This is a genomic window from Streptomyces sp. NPDC111516, assembly GCF_055635345.1.
Genome location: NZ_JBVKBV010000006.1, coordinates 301,661 through 313,667, shown reverse-complemented (window position 1 = coordinate 313,667; position 12,007 = coordinate 301,661). Strand labels below are relative to the sequence as shown.

Annotated in this window: 16 protein-coding genes; 12 read left to right on the top strand and 4 right to left on the bottom strand. The window is 70.5% G+C overall.

The features are described 5' to 3' along the window. Nucleotides 1-15: 15 nt before the first annotated feature. Together ACZ7L9_RS15370 and ACZ7L9_RS15365 are read right to left on the bottom strand one after the other, a co-directional pair. Nucleotides 16-1,059: a LacI family DNA-binding transcriptional regulator gene (locus ACZ7L9_RS15370; protein WP_471415636.1), complete on the bottom strand. Its 1,044-nt coding sequence runs from the start codon at nucleotides 1,057-1,059 to the stop codon at nucleotides 16-18. A 24-nt stretch (nucleotides 1,060-1,083) separates the two neighbouring features. Next, nucleotides 1,084-1,887 (bottom strand): response regulator transcription factor, encoded by an 804-nt coding sequence (locus ACZ7L9_RS15365; protein WP_471415635.1) that lies wholly within the window; start codon nucleotides 1,885-1,887, stop codon nucleotides 1,084-1,086. A 324-nt stretch (nucleotides 1,888-2,211) separates the two neighbouring features. On the opposite strand from ACZ7L9_RS15365, the gene ACZ7L9_RS15360 reads away from it, so the two are divergent. The 8 genes from ACZ7L9_RS15360 (at nucleotide 2,212) to ACZ7L9_RS15325 (ending at nucleotide 7,782) form a co-directional block, all read left to right on the top strand. Further along, nucleotides 2,212-3,117, top strand: coding sequence for an alpha/beta hydrolase family protein (locus ACZ7L9_RS15360; RefSeq protein ID WP_471415633.1), 906 nt, complete (start codon nucleotides 2,212-2,214; stop codon nucleotides 3,115-3,117). 41 nt (nucleotides 3,118-3,158) lie between these two features. After that, nucleotides 3,159-3,413 carry a MoaD/ThiS family protein gene (locus ACZ7L9_RS15355; protein ID WP_471415632.1) on the top strand — a complete coding sequence of 85 codons (255 nt, stop codon included), beginning with the start codon at nucleotides 3,159-3,161 and terminating at the stop codon, nucleotides 3,411-3,413. Nucleotides 3,414-3,423: 10 nt separating this feature from the next. Then, nucleotides 3,424-4,848 carry a hypothetical protein gene (locus ACZ7L9_RS15350; RefSeq protein WP_471415631.1) on the top strand — a complete coding sequence of 475 codons (1,425 nt, stop codon included), beginning with the start codon at nucleotides 3,424-3,426 and terminating at the stop codon, nucleotides 4,846-4,848. Between the two features lie 151 nt (nucleotides 4,849-4,999). Further along, a complete protein-coding gene (locus tag ACZ7L9_RS15345) occupies nucleotides 5,000-5,689 on the top strand; it encodes an LmeA family phospholipid-binding protein (protein ID WP_471415629.1) in 690 nt (229 codons plus the stop codon). A 220-nt stretch (nucleotides 5,690-5,909) separates the two neighbouring features. After that, nucleotides 5,910-6,017: a putative leader peptide gene (locus ACZ7L9_RS15340; RefSeq protein ID WP_353962445.1), complete on the top strand. Its 108-nt coding sequence runs from the start codon at nucleotides 5,910-5,912 to the stop codon at nucleotides 6,015-6,017. A gap of 159 nt (nucleotides 6,018-6,176) precedes the next feature. Further along, nucleotides 6,177-7,022 (top strand): sulfurtransferase, encoded by an 846-nt coding sequence (locus ACZ7L9_RS15335; RefSeq protein WP_471415627.1) that lies wholly within the window; start codon nucleotides 6,177-6,179, stop codon nucleotides 7,020-7,022. Between the two features lie 77 nt (nucleotides 7,023-7,099). Beyond that, complete coding sequence (locus ACZ7L9_RS15330; RefSeq protein ID WP_030925040.1) at nucleotides 7,100-7,387, top strand: DUF1416 domain-containing protein; 288 nt, start codon at nucleotides 7,100-7,102, stop codon at nucleotides 7,385-7,387. A 137-nt stretch (nucleotides 7,388-7,524) separates the two neighbouring features. Beyond that, a complete protein-coding gene (locus ACZ7L9_RS15325) occupies nucleotides 7,525-7,782 on the top strand; it encodes a DUF3099 domain-containing protein (protein WP_471415625.1) in 258 nt (85 codons plus the stop codon). A gap of 28 nt (nucleotides 7,783-7,810) precedes the next feature. Here ACZ7L9_RS15325 and ACZ7L9_RS15320 read toward each other — a convergent pair whose 3' ends face one another. Continuing rightward, entirely contained in the window at nucleotides 7,811-8,173 is a 363-nt protein-coding gene (locus ACZ7L9_RS15320; RefSeq protein WP_471415624.1) for a DsrE family protein, read from the bottom strand. A 343-nt stretch (nucleotides 8,174-8,516) separates the two neighbouring features. Here ACZ7L9_RS15320 and ACZ7L9_RS15315 point away from each other — a divergent pair, with 343 nt between their 5' ends. From ACZ7L9_RS15315 to ygfZ, 3 genes are all read left to right on the top strand, one after another. After that, nucleotides 8,517-9,089: a heme-binding beta-barrel domain-containing protein gene (locus ACZ7L9_RS15315; protein WP_471415623.1), complete on the top strand. Its 573-nt coding sequence runs from the start codon at nucleotides 8,517-8,519 to the stop codon at nucleotides 9,087-9,089. A gap of 100 nt (nucleotides 9,090-9,189) precedes the next feature. Then, the gene (locus ACZ7L9_RS15310; RefSeq protein WP_471415620.1) at nucleotides 9,190-9,660 is read left to right on the top strand and encodes a Fur family transcriptional regulator; all 471 of its coding nucleotides are present in this window, start codon (nucleotides 9,190-9,192) and stop codon (nucleotides 9,658-9,660) included. Nucleotides 9,661-9,681: 21 nt separating this feature from the next. Continuing rightward, complete coding sequence (gene ygfZ, locus ACZ7L9_RS15305) at nucleotides 9,682-10,647, top strand: CAF17-like 4Fe-4S cluster assembly/insertion protein YgfZ (protein ID WP_389991339.1); 966 nt, start codon at nucleotides 9,682-9,684, stop codon at nucleotides 10,645-10,647. Nucleotides 10,648-10,743: 96 nt separating this feature from the next. Here ygfZ and dtd read toward each other — a convergent pair whose 3' ends face one another. Beyond that, nucleotides 10,744-11,193, bottom strand: coding sequence for a D-aminoacyl-tRNA deacylase (gene dtd, locus ACZ7L9_RS15300; RefSeq protein WP_384447144.1), 450 nt, complete (start codon nucleotides 11,191-11,193; stop codon nucleotides 10,744-10,746). A 131-nt stretch (nucleotides 11,194-11,324) separates the two neighbouring features. Here dtd and ACZ7L9_RS15295 point away from each other — a divergent pair, with 131 nt between their 5' ends. Next, entirely contained in the window at nucleotides 11,325-11,987 is a 663-nt protein-coding gene (locus ACZ7L9_RS15295; protein ID WP_471415619.1) for an RsiG family protein, read from the top strand. Nucleotides 11,988-12,007: the final 20 nt, after the last annotated feature.

The following is a 12,007-nucleotide window of genomic DNA, read 5'->3' as shown; positions in this document are numbered from 1 at the left end:
ACGGCCCGACAGGGCCTATCGCACCTCGCCCGCGGGCTCCCCGCAGCCGCACGACCGTCGTACCACCAGCGCCGACGGGAACTGCTTCAGCCGCTCCCGCCGCGACCCCGACACCCGCAACGAGTCGTCGAGCACCAGGTCCACGGCCGCCCGCGCCATCGCCGGGCGGTCCGAGAAGACCGTCGTCAGCGGCGGATCGGTCAGACCGGCTTCCTTCACGTCGTCGAAGCCCGCCACCGCGAGCTCCCCGGGCACATCGATCCGCAGCTCGCGCGCGGCCCGCAGCACACCGATGGCCTGGTCGTCCGTCGAGCAGAAGATCGCCGGCGGCCTGTCCGGCCCCGCGAGCAGCTTCAGCGCCACCTGATAGGCGTCGTAACGGTTGTACGGGGCCTGGAAGAGCCGGCCCTCCGTCGAGCGCCCGGACTCGTGCATGGCGCGGCGCCAGCCCTCGACGTGGTCGGCGACCGGGTCACCGACCGACGGGGTCGACTCCACGCCGCCGAGGCACGCCACGTACTCGTTGCCGTGCTCCAGCAGGTGCCGGGTGGCGAGCTGGGCGCCGCCGACGTCGTCCGTGACGACCGCGACGTCGTCGATCGCCTCGGGTCGCTCGTGCAGCAGCACGACCCGCGCGTCCCACGCCTCGATCTCGGCCGCGGCCCGCTCGCTGGGGCCCTGGCTGACGAGGATCAGCCCGGAGACCCGCATGCCGAGGAAGGCCCGCAGATAGTGGACCTCGCGCTCGTCGCGGTAGTCGGAGTTGCCGACGAGCACCATCTTCCCGCGCTCGGCGGCGGCCTGTTCGACCGCGTGCGCCATCTCCGCGAAGAACGGCTGCCGGGCATCCGGCACGATCATCCCTATGAGGTCGGTCCGCCGCGAGGCCATGGCCTGGGCAACCCGATCGGGCCGGTAGCCCAGCTCCTTGATCGCGGCGAGCACCCGCTCGCGCGTGGCCGGGGCGACCGGCCTGGGTCCGTTGTTGATGACGTAGCTGACGACCGCGGTCGACGTACCCGCCAGTCTCGCCACATCGTCCCGCGTCACCTTGGCCACGCGCGGCAGTCTACGCGGATATACCTACCAGTTGGCAGGCCGGACCGGGGCTTCTTCGGGGGCCTCGGCCGCGCTCGGCTGCTCCGAACGGGTTACGGGTGCGGCGGCCCTCCCCGTCGCGGCCCGGGCCTTGGCCTGCTCGGCCGCGCGCTCCACCTTCTCCGGTGCGACGAATCGGTACCCGACGTTACGGACCGTGCCGATGAGCGACTCGTGCTCCGGGCCGAGCTTGGCGCGCAGCCGCCGCACATGGACGTCCACCGTCCGCGTACCGCCGAAGTAGTCGTAGCCCCAGACCTCCTGGAGCAGCTGGGCGCGGGTGAAGACCCGGCCCGGGTGCTGCGCCAGATATTTGAGCAGTTCGAACTCCTTGAAGGTCAGGTCCAGGACCCGGCCCTTCAGCTTCGCGCTGTACGTCGCCTCGTCGACCGACAGATCGCCGTTGCGGATCTCCATCGGAGAGCTGTCGGAGCTGATCTGCTGCCGGCCGGTGGCCAGCCGCAGCCGGGCCTCGACCTCGGCCGGGCCCGCCGTGTCCAGCAGCACGTCGTCGATGCCCCAGTCGGCGGTGACGGCCGCGAGACCGCCCTCCGTCACGACGAGGATCAGCGGACAGCCCGGTCCGGTGGACCGCAGCAGCTGGCACAGCGACCGCACCTGCGGCAGATCGCGGCGGCCGTCGATCAGGATGACGTCGGCACCGGGGGTGTCCACGAGGGCGGGGCCTTCGGCCGGCGCCACCCGCACGCTGTGCAGCAGGAGACCGAGGGCCGGAAGCACCTCCGTCGACGGTTGAAGGGCATTTGTCAGAAGCAGCAGTGAACTCATCGCCGCCCACCTGCCCGGGTCGTCGGTCGATGATCGTGCGCGGTTCGCTCGCCCATTACGTCGGTCCTCCTCGTTCCCTGCGAGAGGGGCACTCCCGGGCTCGGCCCGGGGGAGTATGCGGCACTTCTTCGTACAGTTCGTGCTGGCTTCATCACTGCTTGCCGTACGACGTTCGTCATCGTCCGCCATACGTTTTCTACGGGGTGCGGCGCCGCGCCCCGGGACCGCTGAGCTTGTGGAAACGTCGCCGTAACAACGCCGGAGAAGCACAAAAGGACCCGGGGGCTGCTTTGCCCGGATCCTCTTCCCAGCAGAATAGCCCACATGAGTTCTGTGTCCGAGGGGCGATTTCGGAGTTCCTCTGTTCCCTTGATCACGCCCGGACGGCTGCGCACCCCGTTGCGGACCACGTTGCGGACCGATGACGGGGTCCGTATCGAGGCGGTGTACGAGCCGTGTACGGCAGAAGCCGGGGCCGCTGCGGAATCATCCTTCGACGGTACCGCGATCGTGGTCGCGCACGGGTTCACCGGATCGGTGGACCGGCCCGCGGTACGGCGTGCCGCGGGGGTTCTCGGCCGGCACGCGGCCGTGGTCACGTTCTCGTTCCGGGGGCACGGCGGGTCCGGCGGGCGGTCGACGGTGGGCGATCGCGAGGTGCTGGATCTGGCGGCGGCAGTTCAGTGGGCGCGGGCGCTCGGACACCGGCGGGTCGTGACCGTCGGCTTCTCGATGGGTGGCTCCGTGGTGCTGCGGCACGGGGCGCTGTGCAAGGGACGAGCCGGTGGGAGCGCGGAGCGCGGGGGGCGCATAGAAGCGTACGAAGGGGTGCATGTTGCGGATGCGCGCGCCGATGCGGTGGTGGCCGTGAGTGCCCCCGCCCGCTGGTACTACCGGGGCACGGCCCCGATGCGCCGCCTGCACTGGGTGGTCACCCGGCCCGTCGGCCGGCTGGTCGGCCGCTACGGTTTCCGCACCCGGATCGACCACAACGACTGGGACCCGGTCCCGCTCTCCCCGGTCGAGGCGGCCCGGCTGATCGCCCCGGCCCCGCTGCTGATCGTGCACGGCGACCAGGATCCGTACTTCCCGCTGGACCACCCCCGGATGCTGGCCGAAGCGGCCGGCGACGGCGCCGAGTTGTGGCTGGAGCACGGCATGGGCCATGCCGAGAACGCCGCGGACGAGAGCCTGCTCACCCGCATCGGTGACTGGGCGGCGGCGCGGTGATTCATGATGGACAGCTGATGCGAGACGAGAGGAGCTCCGCCATGTCTGCCGGAACGATCCGCTACTGGGCCGCCGCGAAGGCCGCCGCCGGGACCGCGGAGGAGCGGTACACCGCTGCGACGCTGGCCGAGGCGCTCGACGCGGTGCGCGAACGGCACCCCGGCGAGCTCACCCGAGTGCTGCAAAGGTGCTCGTTCCTCGTCGACGGTGACCCCGTGGGGACCCGTGGTCATGAGACCGTACGTCTCGCCGAGGGCGGCACGGTCGAGGTGCTCCCGCCGTTCGCAGGAGGGTGAACCGCAGAACATGAGCAGCAACGATCAACAGCATCCGTACGGACAGGACCCGGGCCACGGCTACGGGTACGAGCCCGGCCACGTCCCGCTGAGCGGCCAGGAGCCACAGCCCTCGCAGCCTTACGGAGAGCAGGCGTACGGACAGCAGGCGTACGGACAGCAGCCCTACGGGGAGCAGGCGTACGGACAGCAGCCCTACGGTCAGCAGGCGTACGGCGATCGGACCCATGGCGCGCAGCCGTACGGCGGCCAGTCGTACGGCGGCCAGTCGTACGGTCAGCAGGCGTCGCAGGCGTCGTACGGAGCCCCGCGGCCGGCCGACCAGGTGTCCGCATGGCCGACCGGCCACCAGCCGGAGTCCGGCGCACCCGCGGCGCACGGCCCGCAGAATCCCGGTGTCGCGCAGACCTGGGAGGGCCAGACCTGGGACACCCAGTACCAGCCGGCCATCCAGCCCACGCAGCCTGAGCAGCCGGCGCAGCCCGTTCCGGCCGCCGCCGAGACCGCCTACCTGCCGCCTTCGAGCCCGCGGCGCGCCGCGGGCTCCTACCCGCTGCCTCCCGAGGCCCCGGCCGGGCCGGTCCGGCCGGACGTACCCGCGGGCCCGCCCCCCGCCACCACCGCGTCCGCGCTCGACGCCGCCGGATACAGCGCCCCCACCACCCTGGGCAACAGCCGGATCACCGACGCCCAGCGCGCCCGCGCCGAGGGCCGCTCGCCGATCATCGCGCCGGGTATGCAGCCCGCCGCCATCACCGCGGGACTCGGGCTGCTCCTGGCCCTCGGTGCCGCGATCGGGCCGTACGCCCTGGTCGTACCGTTGGTGCTGCTCCAGGCCGTGACCGCGGCCGGGTGGTTCCGGCTGAACGGCATGTGGCCGGCCCGGCAGGGCATCGCGCTCGCGTTCGCCGGTGGCCTCGTCGCCGACATCGCGCTGCTCGCCGCGGGCCGCGAGAACGGACCGGCCGCCATCCTCGGCACCCTCGGCATCTGGGTGCTGCTCACCGTGGTTCTCCAGCTGCGCAGCCACGCGAGTGCCGACGAGCGGATGCAGGGGCTGATGGCCACCGTCGCCTCGGCCGCGCTCTCGGTTGTGGCCGCCGGACACCTCGCGGCGGTCCCGGACGCGGTGACGGTGGGCGGGGTGGCCGTCGCGGTCGCCGTCCTCGTCCGCGCGCTGCCGCTGCCCGGCCCGGCCTCGGTCGTGGTGGCGCTCCTCGTCGCCGCGGGCGCCGGTGCCGCGGCGGGGGCGTTCACCGGTATCGGCACGAAGGGTGCGCTGCTCGGCCTCGCAGCGGGCGGTTGCGCGCTGATCGGGCTGCGAGTGGCGAGCTACGACTACCCGTCGCGGTTCGTTCACATGACAGCCGGTGTGGCACTGCCGCTCACCGCCGCCGCTCCCGCCGTCTATCTGCTCGGCCGCGCGATCTCGTAGCACGCACCGGCACCGCCCCTTCGGGTGCCGAGCGGGAACCGAAGGGGAGTGTCCGCTCGTCGATCACCCCGGGCGTGTCGTGCATCCGTACCGGACGCACGGGCGCCGGGGGGGGGGTCCGGCCGGATGCAGGGTGGGGGAAAGAGCGGGCATGCGCGCACTGCGAATACTGCTGGTCATAGTGGTGGTTCTGGGCGGGATCTTCGTCGTCGTCGACCGGGCGGCGGTGTATTTCGCCGAGTCGGAGGCCGAGGGCCGGGTCCATGTCACCGGCGCCGCGATCGGCTCCACGGACGTCTCGATCAAGGGATTTCCGTTCCTGACCCAGCTCGCCGGTTCGCAGTTCGACGAGGTCGACGTCGAGATCACCGGCATCGAGACCGACGCCAACGGCCGCAGGATCCGGATCAGCAGGATGAACGCCGCGCTGCACGAGGTGAAGCTGGCCGACGGCTACTCCGGCGCCACCGCCGCCCGCGCCACCGGCACCGCCGTCATCTCGTACGAGGATCTGACCAAGGCCGCCGGCGACGGCGTCGTCGTCGAGTACGGCGGCAACGGCAAGGCGAAGGTGACCGGCACGGTCGACATCCTCGGCCGCCCGCTGTCGCGCAGTGTGCTCTCCACCGTCACCCTCGTCGACGGCCACATCCTCAAGGTGCACGCCGACAAGGTGCCGGGCGAGGGCATCCCCGGGCTGGAGGGTCTGGTGCGCCGGAAGACCGACTTCGAGCGGGAGGTCGGCGGCCTGCCCAGTGGCCTGAAGCTGCAGAAGATCCAGCCGACCGCCGACGGCCTGGAGATCTCGGTGGCGGGCACGAACGTACAGCTCGCCGGATAGGCCCTGCCGGGGCAGGGCAGTGGCCTCGGCGGCGCAGGGCACTTCGGGCCACATGTTGAGACGGCCGTGTCCGATCCGCAGATGGCCGACGGGCGCATACGGCGGGGGAGCCGCGCGGGAGGCGACGCCATCCGGCCGATGTCTCGCAGTACGGACGATCGGGTCTCAGGATGCGACACGGCGGTGACATGTCCGCCCGTACCTCCCTACGATCGGTCCCATGCAGTGCTCTATAGGCGGTCTCCCACAGTGGGGACGGGCGGATCTCACGAAGCGGCGGGCAGTGGACCTGTGCCGCGTCGCCGCCATGCTCTGTCGCACTGTCTGAGCGGGAGCCTTCGGCACCCCGCATTCCCCCGGCCCTTCGACCGATTCAGGGCCCATCCCGATCGCATGTCGCACGTGCGCCGCACCCTGCGCCGCCGTACATCCGCATCACGCACCGTCTCGCACCATCTCGCCGCAGACTGCCCCGGAGGAGAACAGAATGAGCCGCAGTGACGTCCTGGTAGACGCCGACTGGGTCGAGGCCCGCATCGAGGACCCGAAGGTCGCCATCGTCGAGGTCGACGAGGACACCTCCGCGTACGAGAAGAACCACATCAAGAACGCGATCCGGATCGACTGGACCAAGGACCTCCAGGACCCGGTCCGCCGTGACTTCATCGACCAGGCGGGCTTCGAGAAGCTGCTGTCCGAGAAGGGCATCGGCAACGACACCACGGTCGTCCTGTACGGCGGCAACAACAACTGGTTCGCGTCCTACGCGTTCTGGTACTTCAAGCTCTACGGTCACCAGGACGTCCGCCTGCTCGACGGCGGCCGCAAGAAGTGGGAGCTCGACTCCCGCGACCTGGTCGACGGCGACCAGATCCCGTCCCGCCCGGCCACCGAGTACAAGGCCAAGCCGCAGGACGAGTCGATCCGTGCCTACCGCGACGAGGTCGTGAAGGCGATCGGCAGCCTGAACCTGGTCGACGTGCGTTCGCCCGACGAGTTCAGCGGCAAGCTGCTCGCCCCGGCGCATCTCCCGCAGGAGCAGTCCCAGCGCCCCGGCCACGTGCCGACCGCCCGCAACATCCCGTGGTCGAAGAACGCCAACGACGACGGCACCTTCAAGTCGGACGACGAGCTCAAGGCCCTCTACGAGGACGAGCAGGTCGACCTCGCGAAGGACACCATCGCGTACTGCCGCATCGGCGAGCGCTCCGCGCTCACCTGGTTCGTGCTGCACGAGCTGCTCGGCCAGGAGAACGTCAAGAACTACGACGGTTCGTGGACTGAGTACGGCTCCCTCGTGGGCGTGCCGATCGAGCTCGGCGCCAACAAGTAACCACCAAGCAACTCCGCACGAACCGGACCGGCACCACCCGGACCAGGACGCCCCCCGACCCAGAAGGACAGAACACCATGTGTGGAGCAAAGGCCGGCGGCCCCGACGCTTCGACCATCAAGCCCGGTGAGACCACCATCCAGGGCAGCGTGACCCGCGACGGCGAGCCCGTCACCGGCTACGTGCGCCTGCTGGACTCGACCGGCGAGTTCACCGCGGAGGTCCCGACCTCGGCGACCGGACAGTTCCGCTTCTACGCGGCCGAGGGCACCTGGACGGTCCGCGCCCTCGTCCCGGGCGGCAGCGCCGACCGCACGGTCGTGGCGCAGACCGGTGGCCTCTCCGAGGTCGCCATCGCCGTCTAGGACTACGCACGCGGGAGCCCGCCGGGCTCCCGCGACACCTCACCGGCCGAAGGGCCGTACCCCAGGGGTTGGACGCCAGGCGGGGTACGGCCCTTCGTGCCATTCGCGTGGGCGCGTAGTGGGCCTACGCTTGATTTATGTACGCCCGACGCCGTCGCGGCTATTTCCTGATGATGGGCGGCTGCATCGTCCTCTTCGTATCGGCCTGGGCATTCGTCCGGCTGTGGTCGATGCCCGCCGCGATAGCGATGTGTCTCGTCGCCATGGTCATCCCGCCCGTCGCGGCCATGATCGCCAACCGTCGGGGCCCGGAGGACCGCTGGTGGGACGATCCGTCCGGCGACCCGAAGTCCGACGAGTGGTGGGACGAACTCGACGGCAAGAAGCGCTACTAGTGCCCCTCCCGGCAAGCCTTGTGGCGCGTCAGTAGACGAGGGCCTGGACGCCCTCGGCCATGATCTCGCTGACGAAGACCTGGGCGCCCGCGATGCGTACGCGCTCCAGGACGTCCTGCTCGGTGATGTCGCGCCGGGCCGCGCACTGCGTGCAGAGGGTGATCTGCCCGCCCGCCTGGATCGACTCGATCAGATCCGGCAGCGGCGCGGCATGCGGCAGTTCGAACTCCGCGGCGCGGCCCGGCAGGGCGAACCAGGAGGATTCCCCGGTCAGCCAGAGGGAGACCTCCACGCCGCTGGCGACGGCGACCGCGGCCACCGTGAACGCCTGCGAGCAGCGCTCGGCTGAGTCGGCACCGGCAGTCACCTTGATCACGAGCTTCTTCGGCATACGCGGAACTGTAACCGCGGCCCGGAGCGCGTGCCGTTCCACCAGGCGCCGACAGGTGCCGATCCTGCGGAACCGGCTGCGGGCCGACCCGCGCCCCGGCGGACCCCACGCAGCCCCGAACCGACGGGCCGGGCCTCAACCCATTAGGCTGGGGCCGGGCCCCGTACTGCTGCCCTACCGCTCGTTCCAAGGAGTTCCCGTGCTTGAGGCATTCTTCTCCGCCCTGCTGGTGCTGGTCTGCGTCGGCGTTCTGGCCTTCGCCGGCCTGACCGTGAAGAAGCTCTACCAGGGTCAGCGCTGACCTTCCCCGCCCCCGCCCCCTCACAGATCGTCTGAGCCACTCATGATCGAGATCCCGTCCGACCTCCACCCGGACCTCGTCCCGCTGGCCTTCCTCCTCGGCAACTGGGCGGGCGCGGGTGTCTCGGACTTCCCGGGCGCCGAGCAGTGCAACTTCGGCCAGGAGGTCTCCTTCAGGCACGACGGCCGGGACTTCCTGGAGTACACCTCGCACACCTGGGTGCTCGACTCCGAGGGCAAGAAGGTCAAGCCGCTGGAGTCCGAGTCGGGTTACTGGCGCATCGACAAGGACCGCAAGGTCGAGGTCGTCATGGTCCGCGACCAGGGCGTCATCGAGATCTGGTACGGGGAGCTGGCCGACCAGAAGCCGCAGATCGACCTGGTCACCGACGCGGTGGCGCGCACCGCGGCCTCCGGCCCGTACAGCGGTGGCAAGCGTCTCTACGGCTATGTGAAGAGCGACCTGATGTGGGTCGGCGAGAAGGCCACCCCGGAGGTGGAGCTGCGCCCGTACATGTCGGCGCACCTGAAGAAGGTCGTCACCCCGGAAGAGGTCGAGGCGATGGCGAAGAGCCTCGGCGACCTCCCGGACGACGGCATCGCCTTCTTCAAGTAGTTCAAGACGTCCTTCGGGTTCAGGTCCACGCCGGAGCAGTCCACGGACTTCTCCCGACAACAGCTGTGGCCAGGTGTTCACCCGGTCCTACACTGGGCCTGTGGTGAGCACCGACTGGAAGACCGATCTCCGGCAGCGCGGCTATCGGCTGACGCCGCAGCGGCAGCTTGTCCTGGAAGCCGTCGACTCGCTGGAACACGCGACGCCCGACGACATCCTCGCCGAGGTGCGCAGGACCGCCTCCGGCGTGAACATCTCCACCGTCTACCGGACCCTCGAACTCCTGGAGGAGCTGGAGCTGGTCAGCCACGCCCATCTGGGGCACGGGGCACCGACGTACCACCTGGCCGACCGCCACCACCACATCCATCTGGTCTGCCGCGACTGCACGAACGTCATCGAGGCCGATGTCGAAGTCGTCGCCGAGTTCACCGCGAAGCTCCGGGCCGACTTCGGGTTCGAGACGGACATGAAGCACTTCGCGATCTTCGGCCGCTGCGCCGACTGCACGGCGGAGGCGGCATCCGCAGGCGCGGCCCGGACGGCCGAAGCGGCCCGTCCCGAGCCGTAAATCGCGTCGTACGCTGGTCGCATGAAGAGCCCCCTGCTGTCCCTGCCCGGCGCGGTCCCCGCCGAAGGCCGCGACGAAGGCGTCGCCGCACACTACGGCGACCTGTTCCGCGAGCAGCGCGCCCTCGCCGACGGCTCCGGCCTCGTCGACCTGTCGCACCGCGCCGTCGTCACCGTCACCGGCAGCGACCGGTTGGCCTGGCTGCATCTGCTGCTCACCCAACACGTCAGCGAACTCGCCCCGGGGCAGGCCACCGAGGCCCTGATCCTCACCGCGCACGGACACATCGAGCACGCCCTCTATCTCGTCGACGACGGCGAGACCGTGTGGATGCACGCCGAACCGGGCACACAGGGCGACCTCGTCGCCTATCTGGAGTCCATGAAGTTCTTCTACCGGGTCGAAGTCGCCGACCGCACCGAGGACTTCGCCGTCGTGTATCTGCCGGCCGGCTCCATCGCGGAGGTCCCGGACGGGGTGACGGTACGGGAGACGGCGTACGGCCGGGATCTGTTCCTGCCCCGCGCCGACCTGGAAGCGTACGCGGCCGCACACGGCCCGGTGGCCGGCATCCTGGCGTACGAGGCGCTGCGCGTCGAGGCGCACCGCCCGCGCCTCGGTTTCGAGACCGACCACCGCACCATCCCGCACGAGCTGGGCTGGATCGGCACCGCCGTACATCTCCAGAAGGGCTGCTACCGGGGCCAGGAGACCGTGGCCCGGGTGCAGAACCTGGGCAAGCCGCCGCGGCGGCTGGTCTTCCTGCACCTCGACGGGAGCGAGGTCGTGCTGCCCGGACACGGCACCCCCGTACGGCTCGCCGCGGACGGCGCCGAGGGCCGGCAGCTGGGCTTCATCACGACGTCCGCCCGCCACCACGAGCTGGGGCCGATCGCGCTGGCCCTGGTCAAGCGGAACGTGGCAGTGGACGCCGAGCTGCTCGCGGGGGATACGGCCGCCGCCCAGGAGACGGTCGTGGAGCCGTAACCGCACGCAGATTCTCTACGCGCGACCGTCTGCGGCGTCTGCGCCGACTGCACGGCCCGACCCCCGACCTTTGTCCGGGTCGGGCCGTGGACCGGTTCAGACCTCGACGATGACGGTGAACGGGCCGTGGTTCGTGAGCGAGACCCGCATGTCCGCCCCGAACCGGCCGGTCTCCACCTGCGCGCCCAACGCCCTCAGCTGCGCCACCACCTCGTCGACCAGCGGTTCGGCGACCTCGCCGGGCGCCGCGGCGTTCCAGGTGGGCCTGCGCCCCTTCCGGGCATCCCCGTAGAGGGTGAACTGGGAAATCACCAGAAGTGGTGCATTCACGTCGGAGCAGGACTTCTCGCCCTCCAGAATGCGGACCGACCAGAGCTTGCGGGCGAGCTGTGCCGCCTTCTCCGGGGTGTCCCCGTGGGTGACCCCGACCAGCACGCACAACCCTTCACCGACGATTTCGCCGACGACCTCGGGTCCGCCCGACGCGCCCGTGCCGTCGGTCACCGTGACGCTCGCACCGTCCACCCTCTGCACCACTGCACGCATATGGACCAACCTATCCTGGCCAACCTGTCTTGGGCTGAACGGGTACAGAGCATCCACATATGCCCCACTGGAGTGGCACCATGCTGGGAAGGCGGTGTGCCGACGCACCGGTCGAGGGGATGGACACCAGCATGAGTACCTATGGAACCGGGCAGTCCCCCGGCGCCGTGCCGGTCACGCGTACCGGCACCAGTACGAGTACCGGCATCAGCACGGGTGCCGGCACCAGTACCGGCTCCGGTACGAGTACCAGCACCTTGCGGCCACCCGTCCAGCGAACCGGTCATGGATACCTGGACGGCCCGTCCGCGGGACCGCAGCCGGAGCTGGGCGGTCTGCGCCTGCCGGAGCTGCGCACCCTGCGCCGCGACTCGCAGCGCGACGAGGCCGACCTCAGCTATGTGCGGCGACTGATCCAGGGCCGGATCGACATCCTGCGGGCCGAGCTGGCCCGCAGACGGGATCCGGAGACACCGGTGGTGGACCGGCTCTCGGAGATCCTCGCCGACACCCCGTCCCAGCACCGCTCCTCCGCCCGGCACGTCACACTCACCACGCCGCGCAGCGACGAGTACCGCCGGCTGGCGGCCGAGACTCTCGCCGAGGTCGAACTCTCCGACCTCGACGCCCGTACGGACGACGAGCTGCACATCGCGATGGGGCGTCTGGTCCGCTACGAGCAGCAGGTCTCCCACCGCCGTCACCAGCTGCAACGTACCGCTGACGATTGCAGTGCGGAGATCGCCCGCAGGTACCGTGACGGTGAAGCACAAGTAGACGACCTGCTCGCCTGAAGCGACCCTTCCGGGGGCGG

Excerpts from the sequence above, each read along its gene's own strand:
- ACZ7L9_RS15320 (WP_471415624.1), bottom strand. The coding sequence starts at position 8,173 with ATGCCGAAGAAGCTCGTGATCAAGGTGACTGCCGGTGCCGACTCAGCC.
- ACZ7L9_RS15335 (WP_471415627.1), top strand. The coding sequence starts at position 6,177 with ATGAGCCGCAGTGACGTCCTGGTAGACGCCGACTGGGTCGAGGCCCGC.
- ACZ7L9_RS15355 (WP_471415632.1), top strand. The coding sequence starts at position 3,159 with ATGTCTGCCGGAACGATCCGCTACTGGGCCGCCGCGAAGGCCGCCGCC.
- ACZ7L9_RS15365 (WP_471415635.1), bottom strand. The coding sequence starts at position 1,887 with ATGAGTTCACTGCTGCTTCTGACAAATGCCCTTCAACCGTCGACGGAG.
- ACZ7L9_RS15330 (WP_030925040.1), top strand. The coding sequence starts at position 7,100 with ATGTGTGGAGCAAAGGCCGGCGGCCCCGACGCTTCGACCATCAAGCCC.
- dtd (WP_384447144.1), bottom strand. The coding sequence starts at position 11,193 with ATGCGTGCAGTGGTGCAGAGGGTGGACGGTGCGAGCGTCACGGTGACC.
- ACZ7L9_RS15360 (WP_471415633.1), top strand. The coding sequence starts at position 2,212 with ATGAGTTCTGTGTCCGAGGGGCGATTTCGGAGTTCCTCTGTTCCCTTG.
- ACZ7L9_RS15325 (WP_471415625.1), top strand. The coding sequence starts at position 7,525 with ATGTACGCCCGACGCCGTCGCGGCTATTTCCTGATGATGGGCGGCTGC.
- ACZ7L9_RS15340 (WP_353962445.1), top strand. The coding sequence starts at position 5,910 with ATGCAGTGCTCTATAGGCGGTCTCCCACAGTGGGGACGGGCGGATCTC.
- ACZ7L9_RS15295 (WP_471415619.1), top strand. The coding sequence starts at position 11,325 with ATGAGTACCTATGGAACCGGGCAGTCCCCCGGCGCCGTGCCGGTCACG.
- ygfZ (WP_389991339.1), top strand. The coding sequence starts at position 9,682 with ATGAAGAGCCCCCTGCTGTCCCTGCCCGGCGCGGTCCCCGCCGAAGGC.
- ACZ7L9_RS15315 (WP_471415623.1), top strand. The coding sequence starts at position 8,517 with ATGATCGAGATCCCGTCCGACCTCCACCCGGACCTCGTCCCGCTGGCC.
- ACZ7L9_RS15350 (WP_471415631.1), top strand. The coding sequence starts at position 3,424 with ATGAGCAGCAACGATCAACAGCATCCGTACGGACAGGACCCGGGCCAC.
- ACZ7L9_RS15345 (WP_471415629.1), top strand. The coding sequence starts at position 5,000 with ATGCGCGCACTGCGAATACTGCTGGTCATAGTGGTGGTTCTGGGCGGG.